A 15,237-nucleotide genomic window follows, 5' to 3' on the forward strand; every position below is an offset into this window, starting at 1 on the left:
TCCGCCCCGCCTGTGCCCGTCGTCGTTCCCGCTCCGCTGCGCATTGTGACGGCGGCGCTGGGCATCACGGCGACGGGGCTGTTCGTCGAACCGATCTCCGCCGCCCCGCCCTCGGCGTTTCGCGTCTCCCCGCGGGTGATGCAACGCTTGCGGGGCGCCCCGGCCCCGAAGCCGGAGGCGGCCCCCGAACCGGCGCCCGAGAAGGCCGCCACGGTCGAGCCGGCTCCCGCCCCCGTCGGTCCCGCGGCCCCCGCGGAACCCGAGGCGGCCGCCGCGCCCGCCCCGCCGTCGAGCGAACCGGCTCCCCTGCCCGCGGCTCCGGCGGTTCCCGCCGCTGACGACGCCTCCACCTTCGCCTCCGCCGCCGATGACGACTGGGCGCCGGGGGAGGACGTGGAGGAGCGTCCCTGGCGCTGGATCGTCGTGCATCACACCGCGACGGAGGCCGGCAGCGTGGAGGCGATTCACCGAGCCCACCGCCGCCGCCGCGACGCGGCCGGCAACCCGTGGCGGGGCATCGGCTACCACTTCCTCATCGGCAACGGGGACGGCATGAGCGACGGCGCCGTCGAACCCACCTTCCGCTGGCGGGACCAACTCGCCGGCGCCCACGCCGGGCGGCGGGCGGAGAACGAACGCGGCGTCGGCGTCTGTCTGGTCGGCGACTTCGAATCCGCCGACCCCACCCCCGCCCAACGGAACGCCGCCCGCCGGCTGATCGCCTTCCTGCGGGACCGTTACGACATCCCCGCCGACCGCGTGCTGCCGCACGACGCCGTCTCCGCCACCGCCTGCCCCGGCAAGAACCTGACGGTGGAGACGCTGCTCGAACCCGCGGCCTCGTCGGGCCCCACGGCGCCCGCTGCGGAACCGGCTTCCCCGCCCGCCCCGCCGGAGGGCTGGGACGACGAGGACTATCTGCCGACCGGTCTGTCGGCGCCCGAGGCGCCGGCCGGGCCGTCGCTGACTCTCCCGCGGATCAGGTCGCAGGACGCTCCCTGACCGCCCGCCGCCCCGGCGCCTTCGCCGGGGCTGGTTTCCCCCCTCACCCCCGCCTGGAAGCGACCGTGCCCCTTTCCCGTCTCACCGCCGCCGTTTCGCCCCCCTTCGCCCAACCGGCGACGCGGGCGTCGGTCGACCCGCTGACGGCGGCCCTGGCGAGCCGGTTCGGCCGGGTGGGGAGCGATATGCCGTTCGTCTCCGCCGATCCGCTGCGGGACCGCCGCCTGCCCAGCGCCGTGGCCGTGCCGGAGGGATACGAAGCCGGCTATGCCTACCCGCTGGTCGTCTGGCTGCACGACACCGGCTCCAGCGAGCACACCCTGCACGCGGTGATGCGGGGCGTGAGCGACCGCAACTACCTCGGCCTGTCCGTCCGCGGGGCCGCCTGCGGGGCGGCCGGGGGCACCGGGTTCGGCTGGTCCGACCGGGCCGTCTGCGACGTGGCCGACCGCCTGCCGGCGCTAGTCGCCGCGGTGAAGGCCGAGTGGAACGTGCACACGGAGCGCGTCTACCTGGCCGGCCTGGGCAGCGGGGCGGACGCCGCCGCGGCTCTGCTGAGCGCCCGGCCGGAGTGGTTCGCCGGCGCCGCCCTGCTGGCCGGCGGCACGCTGCCGCCCTCGAACCTGCCCGCCGACGCCCTCGCCGGCAAACGGCTGCTGCTGTGCGGGGAAGACGGCCGCCGCAGCGCCCCGTCGGTGCTGGCCGCCGCCGCCGGCTGGCGGGAGACCGGCGCCCGGGCCGAAGTCCGCCTGACCGCCGACGCCCCGCTGTCGACGAACAGCCTGCGGGCTCTCGACCGCTGGCTGATGGCCGGGGTGGCGGTCGGCGTGTGAGCCCGGAACGCAAGCTCCGGCCTACCGGTCCATCAAGTCTTGCGTCACGTAGACGTCCCGCGGGCCGTCGGTCATTTCGGCCGCCGACAGGGATGAGAACTCTTCACCGGTCATCCCGCCGAGGCACCAACGGTGGATCGGCGTGAACGCGGCGTGCAGCGCCGGCGAGACCTCCCGCCCGCCGGCGAACGCGTGAAATTGGTGCGTGCAGCTCACGGAGCCGCGCTCAGGGTGCACCACGAACATCGAAACCCAGTAGGACCGCCGCAGGCAGACGAATGCCGTGACGTACGGCCCGAGTAACACCGCCAGCACGCCGCCGGCGATCCAGAGACCGCGGCGGCGGCGGACGTGAGCGGCGAACCGGCCGCGGGTCATCAGGTCACTCCGCCCCCACGCCGATTTCGCTCTTCTCCTCCTCCGGGCCGACGCCGTCGTCCTGCGGGTAGATCAGCACGCGGTCGTGCACCAGCAGGATCAGGTCGGCCCGGCCGTCGCCGGTCACGTCGGCGATCGCGCCCTCGCGCGGTTGCAGGCCGCCGCCGCCCTCGCCGTCGAAGTTTTTCTCCTCGAACAGCTTCCAGTACAGGGCCCGTTCCACGTCGGACTCCGTCGGGCGGAGGATTTCAACGAAGTGGCTGCGGACGTCCAGCACGGCGACGTCCGGCCGGTCGTCGCCGTTCAGGTCGCCGACGAGGCTGTCGGCGAGGAAGGTGCGGTCGAGGTCGGTTTCGTAGTTCGCCAACTCCGTCAGCTCCGGGTCGGTGCGGCCGGCGTAGAGCACGGCGAAGCGGCCCTCGCCGAACAGCAGCAGATCGTCCCGGGCGTCGCCGTCGAGGTCCGCCACCGCGGCGTCGATGTAGTCCAGGGCGCCGGTTTCGATCTCCCCCGCCGGGGCGAATTGGGAGCCGTCCCGCTTGTAGATGCGGAGCTTGTCCACGCCGGAGTCGATCAGGACCACCTCGTTGCCGGGCTCGTCGTCCAGGTCGAGGGTGACGGCGCCGGCGATCCTGGCGGCGGCCTCGCCGGCGTTGAACTGGTCGCGGACGCTCCACCGCAGCGTGGGCGTGCCCTCGCCGGCTTCGGCCTCCGGGGAGCCCGGCGTCACGCCGGTGCGGCCGGCCCGGGCGGTGAGGTCCCGGGCGAGGTTGTCGCGGGCGTTGAGGATCGTCGGCACGTCCGCCGCCGGGGCGGCGTCCTCGTCCCCCTCCGCCTCCGTCGGTTCAGGCGGCAGGAAGCCGGCGAAGAAGGCGCCGGGGGTCGTTTCGCCGGGGCCGAGGCCCTCGTTCCTCAGCGGGATCGGCGTGCCGTCGCCGCCGATGCCGAAGACCTGCAACTCCTTGCCGCGGCCGGGGAACAGCACGAGCTCCCCGGCGCCGTTGCCGTCCACGTCGGCGACCTCCAGCCGGTCCGGGTCGCTGGAGAGGTCCAGTTTGATCGACTTCTCCGGCGCCCCGACCAGGCCGAGCGAATAGTCCCGGCGGCCGTTCTCCGTGACCACGAAGGCGCCCGCCCGTTTGGCGCCGGGCGGGGTGATCAGGGTGAAGGCGACGGGGTTCTCCACGCCGTTGACCGGCGTGGGGAAGGTCAGACGGTCGTCCTCCCAGACGCTGCGGCCGAGCGTTTCCTCGGTGTCGCTGAGTACGAACAGGTCGCCCGCCCCGTCGCCGTCGGCGTCGCCAATTCGCACCTGCGAGATGCCCGCCAGCGACGGGTACGCCGTGCCGAGGTCCAGCCCGCCGGCGGCGGTTTGGCGGAACAGGATCACGCGGGCACCCGCCGGATCGGAGACAACCACGTCCGCCAGGCCGTCGCCGTCGAGATCGCCGACGGCGAAGTCCCGGTCGCCGCGGCCGCCGAAGCCGTACTGCGTCAGCTTGCGGCCGGCGAGCCCGCCGTCCGTGACGGCCGCGGCGTCGCCCAGCTTGGGCCGACGCACCTTGCGGATCGTCAGCCGGCCGGTGGCGCCGGTGATCGCCAGCACCTCGGCGCCGTCCTCCTCGGGGAAGACCTCGCCCAGCGTGACGCTGCGGGGGTCCGTCAGGTCGAACCGCAGTTCCGGGCCGAGGGCGTTGCGGACCTCCTCCTCCGCGTCGTCGGCGTCCCCGCCGCGGGACCGGGGGGCCGGCTCCTGTAGACGGGCGGCGAGCACGCGGTCGTCGCCGACGCGGGCGGTGTAGGAAAGGTCCGCCAGCCCGTCGCCGTCCAGGTCCGCGATCTGGGCCAGCGAGAGGTCGTCGGAGGTGTTGCGGATCTCCGTCGCCCCCTCCAGCGTGCCGGCCGCGGTGGCGGGCAGCAGGTACGTCACCCGCTGGCCCAGCGCCACGAGGTCCGGCCGGCCGTCGCCGGTCAGGTCGCCGGCGGCGAGCAGGCCGCTGCCCGATTGCAGGTCCGGCAGGCGGCGTTCGCGGCGGTCCAGCTCCGCGGTGGCGGTCCAGTCGGAGCTGCCGGGCGTCTCGCCCTCCGGGGCGACGACGAGGATCAGCCGGTCCGGATCGCCGACGTAGGCGATATCCGTGCGGCCGTCGCCGGTGAAGTCGGCGGCGACGAGCCCGAGAACCGCCCGGTCCACCGACAGCTTGACGTGTTCGAACCGGGCGGAGTCCGGCAGGGCGTTCACGTCGGCGGCGTCGGCGCCCTCCTCCTTGCCGGCCTCCTCGGCTTCGGATTCGTTCCGCTGCAGGAACAGATCCAGCCGGCTGTTCGAGTCGTCGGAGAGCAGAATGTCCGTCAGCCCGTCGCCGTTCAAATCGGCGGTGCGGAGCAGTTCGCTGCGATCCTCGACCTTGAGAATGTCCAATTCGCCGAACCCGTAGTGGGCGCTGAGCGGATCGGCGTCCTCCTGGGCCCGCACCGCGGGCGGGGCCGCGATGGACAGCGTCAGGGCGACCGCGAGCGAACCGAGGAGCGACGGCGGGGCGGGGCGGGGCATCGGCGGAACCGGGCAACGACGGGAACAATCGGTCCGGCGATGATAGCCGCGGCCCGCCCGGTTCTCCCCCGAGGGCGGACCGGACTACACTCACGGCGTGAGCGACCCCGAACCCGACGCGCCGAACCGGCCCCCACCGCCCCCGGACGAACCGTCCTCCGGCTGGCGCTCGAAGCTGCCGCTGGGCGAGTTGCCGTTGGAGTCGGAGACGACGGCGTTCCTGCTGACGGCATTCCTGGACATCCTGCTGACCTATCTGCTGCTCGCCAGCGGACAGTTCCGGGAGAGCAACGCCGTCGCCGACTACTTCATCGCCGGCTGGGGGGTGAAGGGGATGGTCTGGTTCAAGATGGGCCTGGCGGCCTTCATCTGCACGCTGGCCCAGATCATCGCCAAGAAGAACCTGCGGCTGGGCCGGTTCGTCCTGCTGCTCGGCACGGCGGTGACGGGGGCGGTGGTGATCTACAGTCTGACGCTCGCCGTGCGCTACCTCTGAACCTCTGACAAGCCTCCCGATTCGCCGTCGCCGTGAGGCGGCGCGTCCCCGGGAGCGTGCGGAAAGCGGATTGCGGCCGGCGTACCGTGACGTAGCGTTGCCGGCTCCGCTTCCCGTTCCGACCCGCCCGGCAATGTCCCCCGAACCCTGGCAGTGCCTGTTCTTCGCCGCCCTCGGGGCGTGGCTGGCGGCGGGGGCCGTGCGGCCGACGGAGGACCGCCCGCACGAAACCGCCCTGGGACGGTGGAGCCTGGCGGTCGTCGGGACCACGCTACTGGTCAGCGCCGTCGCCGCCACCTGGGGCGACCTGCCGACGGGGTGAGGCGGGCCGGGACGTTCCGCGGGCCGGGCTCAGTCCAGCGCGCCCATCTTGCCGGTCTGAAAGTCGCGGATCGCCTGCCGGATCTCCTCGCGGGTGTTCATCACGAACGGGCCCTGGCCGACGACCGGTTCGCCCAGCGGCTCCCCGGTGAGGAACAGTCCGCGGGCCGGACCGTCCGCGGCCAGCGTGACGCCCTCGCCCTCCCGCTCGAAGCGGACCAATTCGCCGGTCCGCAGCGCCGTCCCGTTCGCCGACGGCTCGCCCCGCTGCACGACGAGCGCCGCCGTGTGCCCCGCCGGCGCCGGCAGTTCCGCCGCGCCGCCGGCGTTCAGCTGCACGTCCCAGACGTTCAACGGGGTGAACGTCTCGGCCGGGCCGCGGGCGCCGTCGAACTCCCCCGCGATCACGCGAACGGTGCCGGCGTCGTTCGGCAGATCGACCTGCGGGAACTGCCCGGCCCGGAGGTCCTGATACCGCGGCGGGGCCGACTTGTGCTTCGCCGGCAGGTTCACCCAGAGTTGAACCATCTCCAGCGTCCCGCCCTCGCGGGTGAATTCGTCGCTGTGAAATTCCTCGTGGACGACGCCGGCCCCGGCGGTCATCCACTGGACGTCGCCGGGGCCGAGCGTCCCGCTGCCGCCGCTGGAGTCCCGGTGGGCCAGCCCGCCCTGGTACAGGATCGTGACGGTCTCGAATCCCTTGTGCGGGTGCACGTCCACCCCCCGCTTGCCGGCGGCGGGGGCGAACTCCGCCGGCCCGGCGTAGTCGAGCAGCAGGAAGGGGGCGTACGCCTCCCCCTCGGCGTAGGAGAACAGGCTGCGGACCGGAAAGCCGTCCCCCACCCAGTGCTGCGGCACGTTGCGGACGACGCGGGCGACCTTCTTCATCACGCAGCTTTCGGGACGGTCGGGACGGAAACGCAACGGAGACCCAAGGGTCCGGCAGGGCGGTCGTTCCGGCAAGGGTCGCCGCGGAGGTGAAGGTGGGGTGAAACCCCGGGCCGGCCCCTTTCGCGGCTCCGGGAGGTTCGGGACACTCCCGGGCGGATCGTCCGTGTTTCGCTTCGCCCCGTCACCCCGCCCGATGCCGACCGCTCCCCCGCCGGACCTCGTCGCCCGCCTGAACGCCACCGGGGACGCACACCTGCTGCGCTTCTGGGACGAACTGGACGACGCCGGCCGCGAGAAGCTGGCGAGCCAGTTGGCCGAGCTGGACCTCGCGGCCGCCCATCGGCTCTACGAGGCGAAAACCGGCGGCCGGGACGACTCCGGCGACGCCGCCGCCGCGGCCGCCAAAGCGGCCCCGCCCTCGGCCGTGGTGCGGCTGGCGACCTCCGAGCAGGACGTCGCCGACCGGCAGGCGGCGACCGCGGTCGGCGAGGAACTGCTGAAAAGTGGGGCCGTCGGCGCGATCCTCGTCGCCGGCGGGCAGGGCACGCGGTTGGGGTTCGACAAGCCCAAGGGCATGTTCCCGGTCGGCCCGGTCAGTGGGGCCACGCTGTTCGAACTGCTCGCCGGTCAGTTGAAGGCCCGCGGCCAGGCGGCCGGCGTGTCGATCCCGCTGTACGTGATGACCAGCCCCGCCACCGACGCCCCCACCCGGGAGGAGTTCGCCGCCCAAGACTACTACGGCCTCGGCGAGGAGAACGTCGTCTTCTTCCGCCAGGGGACCATGCCCGCAGTCGACGACGCCACCGGCCGGGCGCTGCTGGCTGCGAAGGACGAGGTCGCCGTCAGCCCGGACGGCCACGGCGGACTGGTCGCGGCGTTGAAGAACCGCGGCGTGCTGGAGCACATGCGGAACCGCGGCGTCGCCACGCTGTATTACCACCAGGTCGACAACCCGACGGCGATCGTCTGCGACCCGGCCTTCCTCGGCTTCCACAAGCGGCTCGGCGGACAGGTCAGCACGAAGGTCGTCGCGAAGGTCGGCCCGGCGGAGAAAATGGGCGTGGTCTGCGACGTCGACGGCGTGACCCAGATCATCGAATACAGCGACCTGCCCGACGACGTCGCCGCCAGGACCGACGCCGACGGCGGCCTGCTGCTCTGGGCCGGCAACACCGCGATCCACTGCTTCGAACGGTCGTTCCTGGAACGGCTGGCCGACGAGGGCCAGCGTTTTGATGAGACGGGCAGCGGCGCCGGGCTGCCGTTCCACGTCGCTCATAAAAAGGTTCCGCACCTGAACGACGCCGGGGAGCCCGTCGAGCCGTCCGAGCCGAACGCCTATAAGTTCGAACGTTTTATCTTCGACGCCCTCCCGCTGGCGGACGTGGCCCCGGTCGTGGAGACGGATCGGGCCCGGGAGTTCAACCCGGTCAAGAACGCCGAGGGCTCCGACAGCCCCGCGACCGCGAAGGCGGCGCTAACGGCCCTGCACCGCGGCTGGCTCGAGGCGGCCGGGGCGACCGTCGCCGAGGGGACGACCGTGGAGATCCTGCCCTCCTTCGCCCTCGACGAGGCCGGGGTGAAGGCGAAGGTGACCCCCGGCACGCGGTTCGATCGGGACGCCGTGCTGGCGTAACGGAGAGGCGCGGCGAGGACGGGCCGGCGTTCATGGCTCGCACCGCCGCCGCCGCTCTTCTAGAACCGGCGTATGTTCGCCCCGTCCGTCGCCGACGCCCCGGTCCGCCTCGTCACCGAGCGCGGTCGCGGCTGGGCGGTGGAGGGATTCGGGACGGACCGCCTCGCCGTCCTCATCGCCGCCGACGAGTGCCCCGACCCCGACGCGGTCCTGCAAAAGGCGGGCAACACCGCGGTGGTGCTGCGGGGGGAACTGAGCTTTCCGGACGGCCCGGCGCCGGTCTGCTGGAAGCGGGTGCGCCGCAAAACCCGCCTGAAACGCTGGGCGACCTTCGTTCGCACCCGGCGGACGGTGCTGACCTACGTCTACGCCGCCCGCCTGCGGGCCGCCGGGGTGGACACCCCCCGCCCGCTGGCCTGCACGGCCCCGCACCGCTGGCAGACGGAACGTCCGGCCTGGCTGCTGACGGACTGGATCGAGGGCACGGAGGATCTGGCGATCGCCGACCGTCGCCTCGCAGACCTGCCGGAGGCGGACCGGCTGCGGATCGCCGGGCGCTACGCCGCGGCCGTCGGGGAGACGCTCGGCAGGCTGCACGCCGCCGGGGCGAGCCACCGGGACCTCAAACCGAACAACGTGCTCGTCACCCGCCTCGCCCCGGCCGGCGGGGCGGGGCGGGGCGCCGGGCGGGAGGAACCGGTGCGGGCCTGGGTGATCGATCTGGACGCGGTGTCGTTCCCCCCCCGGCTGACCGAACGCCGCCGTCGGCGGGACCTGGCCCGCTTGCGGCGGGGCCTGCCAAACGTGCCTCGCATCGCCCTGGTGCGGTTCCTGAAGGCCTACGCCGCGGCGGCGGACCCGGGCTCCCCAGGCCGCTGGCGGGAGCTCGCCGCGACGCCGCACTGAGGGCCGGCCCCGGGCCCGACGCCGGCAGGCGGGGCGGGAGATTGGGGATTCGCCCCGTGGGATCGGGGGCAGGCGTTCGTAGAGTGCGGAGGCCGTCGAACGGGCCGTCCCCTCAAGCGGCCGTCCGCCCCGCAGGATCCGCCCATGTCCGCTGCCCCCGCGTCCTCCCTGTCCGCCCCGGCGGCGCCCGCCGTCGCTCCGACGCCCCTGATGGGCGCGGCGCTGGCCGAACGCTTCGCCGAGGTGCGGGCCTTCACGGAGCGGCTGGTCGAACCGCTCAGTCCGGAGGACTGCGTCGTCCAGCCGATGCCGGACGCCAGCCCGGCGAAGTGGCATCTCGCCCACACCACCTGGTTCTTCGAGGCGTTCCTGCTCAAGCCGTATCTGTCGAAGTATCAGGTCTTCCACCCGAAATTCGGCTTCCTGTTCAATTCCTATTACAACGCCCTCGGCCCCCGGCACGCCCGGGCCGCCCGGGGAATGCTGACCCGGCCGTCGTTGGAGGAGGTGTTCGACTACCGGGCCCACGTCGATCGGCATATGGCCGAACTGCTGGATCAAAACGAAAGCGCCGAGACCGCCCGACTGATCGAGGTCGGCCTGAACCACGAACAGCAACACCAGGAATTGTTACTGACGGACATTAAATATACTCTCTGGCGGAACCCGCTGCGTCCGGCGTATCGGGAAGGAATGTCGAATGACGAATGTCGAATGACGAATGTCGAAGGGGGCGGTGATAAACCTCCTTCGTCATTCGTCATTCGTCATTCCTCATTCACCCAATTCGACGAGGGCCTCTATCACGTCGGCCGCGACACCGGCGTTTTCTGTTACGACAACGAACAGCCGCGGCACCGCGTCTGGCGGGAGGCGTTCGAGCTGGCCGATCGTCCCGTCACCTGCGGGGAGTGGGCCGCCTTTATCGAGGACGGCGGGTATCGGCGGGCGGAATTGTGGCTCTCCGCCGGTTGGGCGGCGGTGCAGCGGGAGGGGTGGGAGGCCCCGCTGTATTGGGAGCGGAATAAAGACGGCGAATGGCGGACCTTCACCCTGGCCGGCATGGCCCCGATCGATCCGGCGGAGCCGGTGTGTCACGTGAATTATTACGAGGCGGACGCCTTCGCCCGCTGGGCGGCGCTGTCCGAGCCGGGCCTGCGGCTGCCGACCGAGCAGGAGTGGGAGATCGCCGCGGACGCCGCCGGCTTCGACCCCGCCGCCGGCGACGTGGCGGACCGCGGCCGCTTCCACCCGTCCGCCCCGGCCCCCGGCTCCGGTTCCGACGGCGGTCCGCGGGGGTTGGCCGGCGGGGTGTGGGAATGGACCGCCAGCCCCTACGTCGCCTACCCCGGCTACGCCCCGCCGGCCGGGGCCCTGGGCGAGTACAACGGCAAGTTCATGTGCGATCAGTGGGTGCTCCGGGGCGGCTCCTGCGCGACCTCCGCGACCCACCTGCGGGCCACCTACCGCAACTTCTTCCCCGCCGACGCCCGCTGGCAGTTCAGCGGTCTGCGGCTGGCGCGATGAACTCCCGGGTCTCGTCGTCCGGCTGCTCCCGCCGGATCGTCACGCCCACGCCGGCGGCGTCCGGCAGGGCGTCCGGCTTCTCGACGCTCACCTCGCAGGCCCGCACCCGCGGGTCCTCCAGGCAGGCGGCGGCCAGCCAGTCGCACAGCGTTTCCACGAGCTGAAAGCCGCCCGTCTCCACCAACGTCCGGGCCCGGTCGGCGACGGCGCTGTAGTCGACGGCGTCCTCGATCCGCTCCGACGCCGCCGCCGGGCGGGTGTCCGTCTCCAATGTCAGGCTCACTTTCACCGCCTGCGGCGTGACGCGTTCCTCAGGATGAATCCCGAGGATGCCGCGGCAAAGCAAGTCACGAACGATGACGCGGTCGGGCATGGGAACGTCGGATGTCGGATGTCGGATGTCGGATGTCGGATTTTATGGGGTGAGCTGTCGGCAAGACGATCAAGCGGCCGTCGGTACGTTACATCCGAAATCCGACATCCCACCTCCGACACCGTCACAGATGGTCGCCGCCGGTGACGTGGAGCACCTCGCCGGTGACGTACTCGGCTTCGCAGAGGTAGCGGACGGCCCCGGCGACCGGGTCGGCGCCGCCGACGCGGTCCAGCGGGACGGCGGCCCGCACCCGGCTTTCCCACTCCTCCGGCGTCTCCCCCCGGCCGGCGGGCGGCAGCATCTCTCCGGGGGCGACGCCGTTGACGCGGATCGCCGGCGCCAGCCGCAGGGCGAGCCCCTTCGTCAGCGCCAGCAGGCCGGCCTTTGCCGCGGTGTAGGGAAGGTCCTCGGCCGTCGGCCGCGTCGCCCGGCGGCAGAGGATGTTGACGAGGCTGCCGCCGTCGCCCTCGAACTGCTCCGCGAACCGCTGGGCGAGGAAGAACGGCGCCTTGAGGTTCAGCCCGAGGTGGCGGTCCCAGTGGTCCTCCGTAATGGTGCCGAAGTCGCCTGGCTCGTAGATCGCGGCGTTGTTGACCAGCACGTCGGCCCGGCCGAACCGCTCCCGCACGGCGGCGAACAGCGTGGCGGCGCCGCGGACCGGATCGCGCAGATCGGCGTGCACGGCCACCGCCCGGCGGCCGGTGTCGTCGCAAATCCGGCGGACGACGGCGTCGGCTTCCTCGGCGTGCGACCCGTAGTGCACGACGACGTCGCAGCCGGCGGCGGCCAATTCCAGCGCGATCGCCCGCCCCAGTCGGACGGCGGCCCCGGTGACGACGGCGGTCTTTCCCGTGAGTTCCACGCCCCCGTTGTACCGTTTTGGCCGGGCGATCCCACCGCCGAAAGGTCGGGCGAACCCGCGAATCCGCCGTCTCGACGGAGTTCGTACGTCGCACGGGGCGACATCATGGGTGTCGAATCGAGGGCGGCGCCAATACTACCCGGTCCGCCCGCCTCGCCCCGCCTGCGCCCGCCATGCTTCGAACCGCCCGCACCGCGTCCCCCCGGCGGTCCCTGGGCGGCGGGCCCTCCGATCGCTCCGCAGGCCAGACCCACGGGAGCCGGAACCGCGGGAGCGGGCCTGAGGTGGTGATCGTGGGCGCCGGTCCCGGCGGGCTGGCCTCCGCCATGTTGCTGGCCCACGCGGGGGCGCGGGTCACGGTGCTGGAACGCCGCGACCGCCCCGGCGGACGCACCAGCGCCATCGAGGCGGAGACGGCGGAGGGCCGTTTTCGATTCGACACCGGGCCCACCTTCTTCCTCTACCCCCGCGTGCTGGGCGAGATCTTCGCCGCCGTCGGCCGGGACCTGATGACGGAGGTTCCGATGACGCGGCTGGACCCGCAGTATCGGTTGGAGTTCGGCTCCGGCGGCCGGCTGGACGCCACCCCGAACGTCGCCGAGATGGAACGGCAGATCGCCGCGATTAATCCCGCCGACGCCGGCCGCTTCGCGGACTTCCTCGCCGAGAACCGGGTCAAACTCGCCAAGTTCCGCCCGATTCTGGAGAATCCCTTTTGCAGCTGGAAGGACCTCGCCAGCCCCACGCTGGCAAAGATGCTGCCGCTGGTCCGGCCCTGGCTGAGCCTCGACGGGGAATTAAAGCGCCACTTTTCCGACCCCCGACTGCGGGTGGCGTTCAGCTTTCAAAGTAAATATCTGGGGATGAGCCCGTTCCGCTGCCCGTCGCTGTTCAGCATCCTTAGTTTTTTAGAGTACGAGCACGGCGTCTGGCACCCGACCGGCGGTTGCGCCGCGGTCAGCGAACGGATGGCGGAGATCGCCGTGGAATTGGGCGTCGACCTGCAACTCGACAGGGAAGTGACGGGGCTGCAATTCAAGGGGAAGAAGCCGGTCGCCGTGGAGACTGCCGACGGCGAGACGCACCGCTGCGACGCGCTGGTGATCAACGCCGATTTCGGTCGGGCGATGACCCGGTTGGTGCCGGACCGGCTGCGGAAGAACTGGACGGACGCCAAAATCGGCAAGAAGAAATTCAGCTGTTCGACCTATATGCTGTACCTCGGGGTCGAGGGGCTGGAGGACGAACTGCCGCACCACACGATCTATATCGCCGAGGACTACGAACGCAATCTGCGGGAGATCGAAACGGACCGCGTCCTCTCCGACGACCCCAGCGTGTACGTGCAGAACGCCTGCGTGACGGACCGGTCGCTGGCGCCGCCGGGCTGCTCAACCCTCTACGTGCTGGCCCCCGTGACGCACGAGTCGCCCCACGTCGACTGGGACCGCGACGCCCCCGCCTTCCGTGAGCGGGTGCTGGATCAGGTCGAATCGAAGTTCGGCGTGAAGAACCTCCGCGATCGCATCCGTTTTGAAAAGCAGATCACACCCGCGGACTGGGACGGCGGATACGAGATTCATAAGGGGGCGACGTTCAACCTCGCTCACAACCTCACCCAGATGTTGCACCTCCGGCCGCGGAACCGGTTCGAGGACTTGGACGGCACCTATCTCGTCGGCGGGGGCACGCATCCGGGGAGCGGATTGCCGGTGATTTACGAGTCGGCCCGCATCTCCTCCCGGCTGCTCGCCAAGGACTACGGGCTGCCGGAGGTACCCACGGCGACGCTGCCGTCGCCCGCTTCGGAGGAACCCGTCGCAGAGCCGGCGGTCGTCGAACCGCAGACCGTGGAGGCGTCCGTATGAACGTCGCCGACGTTGAACCGCCCGCGACGGCGGAGCGGGCTTCCACGCGGACCCCGCGGATCATCGGCGGCCGCAGCGTCGGCGTGCCGGCCGGGCAGGTGGCGCGGTACGCCGTGCAGAAACTCCGCACCGCCCAACCGGCCTGGGCCGCGACGCCGCCTAACGACCGGCTGGAGGTGATCGAACGTTTCCGTCGGCTCGTCGCCAAGAACCCCGACCGCCTGACCGCCGCGGTGACCTCCCCCGTGCGGCGGGACGCGGCGGAGACGCTGTCGGCGGAGGTGCTTCCGCTGTGCGAGGCCTGCCGGTTCCTTGAACGCAACGCCGAGGAGCTGCTCGAACCGAAACGTCGCGGCAACCGCGGCCGGCCAGCGTGGCTGTACGGCGTCAAGCTGACGGATCGCCGCGAGCCGCACGGCGTGGTGTTGGTGCTGGGAACGTGGAACTACCCGCTGTTCCTCACCGGCACGCAGACGCTCCAGGCCCTCGTCGCCGGCAACGCCGTGCTGGTCAAACCGGGCCGCGGCAGTCGGGCCGCTGCCGCGGTGTTGCGGGACCTGCTGTTGGAAGCCGGTTTGCCGCCGGGCGTGCTGGCGGTCCTGGGCGAGGAGCCCGAGGCCGGGCGAGCGGCCGTCAACGCCGGGGTGAACAAGGTCGTGCTGACCGGTTCCGCCTCCACCGGGCGGGCCGTGCTGGCGGACTGCGCCGACAGCCTGACCCCCGCGGCGATGGAGCTGTCCGGCTGCGACGCCGCCTTCGTGTTGGAGGGGGCCGACGTGACGCTCGCCGCCAAATGTCTTGCCCTGAGCCTCACCTGGAACGGCTCCGCCACCTGCGTGGCCGCCCGACGGGTATTCGTCCACCGCTCCCTCGCCGACGAGCTACGGGGCGAACTGGTCGAACGCGTCTCCACCGTCGCCCCCGTCCCCTGCGAACGCAACGCGGCGGCGACCGCGGAGGAGCTGATCGAAGAGGCGTTGAACCTCGGCGCCACGCGGCTGTGCGGCACGATCGACCACCGCCCCGACCCGCCCCGGGCGATGCCGGTCGTGCTGGCCGACGTGCCGGGGCGGGCGTCGATCCTCAAAACGGATCTGTTCGCCCCCGTGCTGTCGCTAATCGAGGTCGGCGGCGAGGACGAGGCTCGGGCCCGGGACAACTGCTGCCCGTACGCCCTCGGCGCCACGGTCTTCGGCCCGCCCCGGGCGGCCCGACGGTTGGCGGAGAAATTGGACGCCGGCTGCGTGGTCATCAACGACTTCCTCATTCCCACCGCCGATCCGCGGGTGAGCTTCGGCGGCCGCGGCGAGAGCGGCTTCGGCGTCACCCGCGGCCCGGCCGGCCTGCTGGAGATGACCCGCCCCAAGGCCGTGCTCGAACAGGTTTCCTCCTGGCGCCCGCACCTTGATCCCCCCGAGGGCGATCAGGCCGAATTCTTTAAAACCTACCTGCTCGCCGCCCACGCGGACGGGCTGGGGAATCGTCTGAAGCACGGCTGGGCGTTCGTGAAAGAATGCTTCGCCCGCAACCGCAACGCGTCCGCCGGCGCCACGAACGTCCCGGACGCTTGAGGCGTCCGAGCGTACC

The 15,237-nt window shown here is 72.0% G+C and carries 14 protein-coding genes; 9 read left to right on the forward strand and 5 right to left on the reverse strand.

The genetic code is table 11. The features are described 5' to 3' along the window. Positions 1-12 precede the first annotated feature (12 nt). Both ACG2DA_RS02980 and ACG2DA_RS02985 read left to right on the forward strand, forming a co-directional pair. Positions 13-1,002, forward strand: a complete 990-nt coding sequence (locus tag ACG2DA_RS02980; protein ID WP_395253979.1) for an N-acetylmuramoyl-L-alanine amidase — start codon at positions 13-15, stop codon at positions 1,000-1,002. A gap of 65 nt (positions 1,003-1,067) precedes the next feature. Beyond that, positions 1,068-1,835, forward strand: coding sequence for a hypothetical protein (locus tag ACG2DA_RS02985; protein WP_395253980.1), 768 nt, complete (start codon positions 1,068-1,070; stop codon positions 1,833-1,835). A 21-nt stretch (positions 1,836-1,856) separates the two neighbouring features. Here ACG2DA_RS02985 and ACG2DA_RS02990 read toward each other — a convergent pair whose 3' ends face one another. Beyond that, positions 1,857-2,213 carry a hypothetical protein gene (locus tag ACG2DA_RS02990; RefSeq protein WP_395253981.1) on the reverse strand — a complete coding sequence of 119 codons (357 nt, stop codon included), beginning with the start codon at positions 2,211-2,213 and terminating at the stop codon, positions 1,857-1,859. 4 nt (positions 2,214-2,217) lie between these two features. Further along, positions 2,218-4,767: an FG-GAP repeat domain-containing protein gene (locus tag ACG2DA_RS02995; protein WP_395253982.1), complete on the reverse strand. Its 2,550-nt coding sequence runs from the start codon at positions 4,765-4,767 to the stop codon at positions 2,218-2,220. Positions 4,768-4,864: 97 nt separating this feature from the next. Here ACG2DA_RS02995 and ACG2DA_RS03000 point away from each other — a divergent pair, with 97 nt between their 5' ends. Next, positions 4,865-5,263 carry a DUF5658 family protein gene (locus ACG2DA_RS03000; protein ID WP_395253983.1) on the forward strand — a complete coding sequence of 133 codons (399 nt, stop codon included), beginning with the start codon at positions 4,865-4,867 and terminating at the stop codon, positions 5,261-5,263. A gap of 133 nt (positions 5,264-5,396) precedes the next feature. Next, entirely contained in the window at positions 5,397-5,585 is a 189-nt protein-coding gene (locus tag ACG2DA_RS03005) for a hypothetical protein (RefSeq protein ID WP_395253984.1), read from the forward strand. A gap of 29 nt (positions 5,586-5,614) precedes the next feature. On the opposite strand, the gene ACG2DA_RS03010 is transcribed toward ACG2DA_RS03005, so the two are convergent. Further along, entirely contained in the window at positions 5,615-6,472 is an 858-nt protein-coding gene (locus tag ACG2DA_RS03010; RefSeq protein ID WP_395253985.1) for a pirin family protein, read from the reverse strand. Positions 6,473-6,668: 196 nt separating this feature from the next. Between ACG2DA_RS03010 and ACG2DA_RS03015 the strand changes: the two genes are divergently transcribed. From ACG2DA_RS03015 to egtB, 3 genes are all read left to right on the forward strand, one after another. Next, on the forward strand, positions 6,669-8,111 hold the full coding sequence (locus ACG2DA_RS03015) for a UTP--glucose-1-phosphate uridylyltransferase (protein ID WP_395253986.1): 1,443 nt from the start codon (positions 6,669-6,671) through the stop codon (positions 8,109-8,111). Positions 8,112-8,183: 72 nt separating this feature from the next. Beyond that, positions 8,184-9,017, forward strand: coding sequence for a lipopolysaccharide kinase InaA family protein (locus ACG2DA_RS03020; protein ID WP_395253987.1), 834 nt, complete (start codon positions 8,184-8,186; stop codon positions 9,015-9,017). Between the two features lie 144 nt (positions 9,018-9,161). Beyond that, entirely contained in the window at positions 9,162-10,544 is a 1,383-nt protein-coding gene (egtB, locus tag ACG2DA_RS03025) for an ergothioneine biosynthesis protein EgtB (protein WP_395253988.1), read from the forward strand. Here the strand turns inward: egtB and folB are convergent. Together folB and ACG2DA_RS03035 are read right to left on the reverse strand one after the other, a co-directional pair. Then, on the reverse strand, positions 10,519-10,917 hold the full coding sequence (gene folB, locus ACG2DA_RS03030) for a dihydroneopterin aldolase (protein WP_395253989.1): 399 nt from the start codon (positions 10,915-10,917) through the stop codon (positions 10,519-10,521). The genes egtB and folB overlap by 26 nt on opposite strands. Before the next feature lie 124 nt (positions 10,918-11,041). Then, the gene (locus ACG2DA_RS03035; protein WP_395253990.1) at positions 11,042-11,782 is read right to left on the reverse strand and encodes an SDR family NAD(P)-dependent oxidoreductase; all 741 of its coding nucleotides are present in this window, start codon (positions 11,780-11,782) and stop codon (positions 11,042-11,044) included. Between the two features lie 326 nt (positions 11,783-12,108). Between ACG2DA_RS03035 and crtI the strand changes: the two genes are divergently transcribed. Together crtI and ACG2DA_RS03045 are read left to right on the forward strand one after the other, a co-directional pair. Beyond that, positions 12,109-13,650, forward strand: a complete 1,542-nt coding sequence (gene crtI, locus ACG2DA_RS03040) for a phytoene desaturase family protein (protein WP_395254000.1) — start codon at positions 12,109-12,111, stop codon at positions 13,648-13,650. After that, positions 13,647-15,221, forward strand: a complete 1,575-nt coding sequence (locus tag ACG2DA_RS03045; RefSeq protein WP_395253991.1) for an aldehyde dehydrogenase family protein — start codon at positions 13,647-13,649, stop codon at positions 15,219-15,221. The genes crtI and ACG2DA_RS03045 overlap by 4 nt, the downstream gene beginning before the upstream one ends. The last annotated feature ends 16 nt before the right edge of the window (positions 15,222-15,237 follow it).

This window comes from Alienimonas sp. DA493 (assembly GCF_043951915.1).
In the GTDB taxonomy this organism is placed as follows: Bacteria; Planctomycetota; Planctomycetia; order Planctomycetales; family Planctomycetaceae; genus Alienimonas.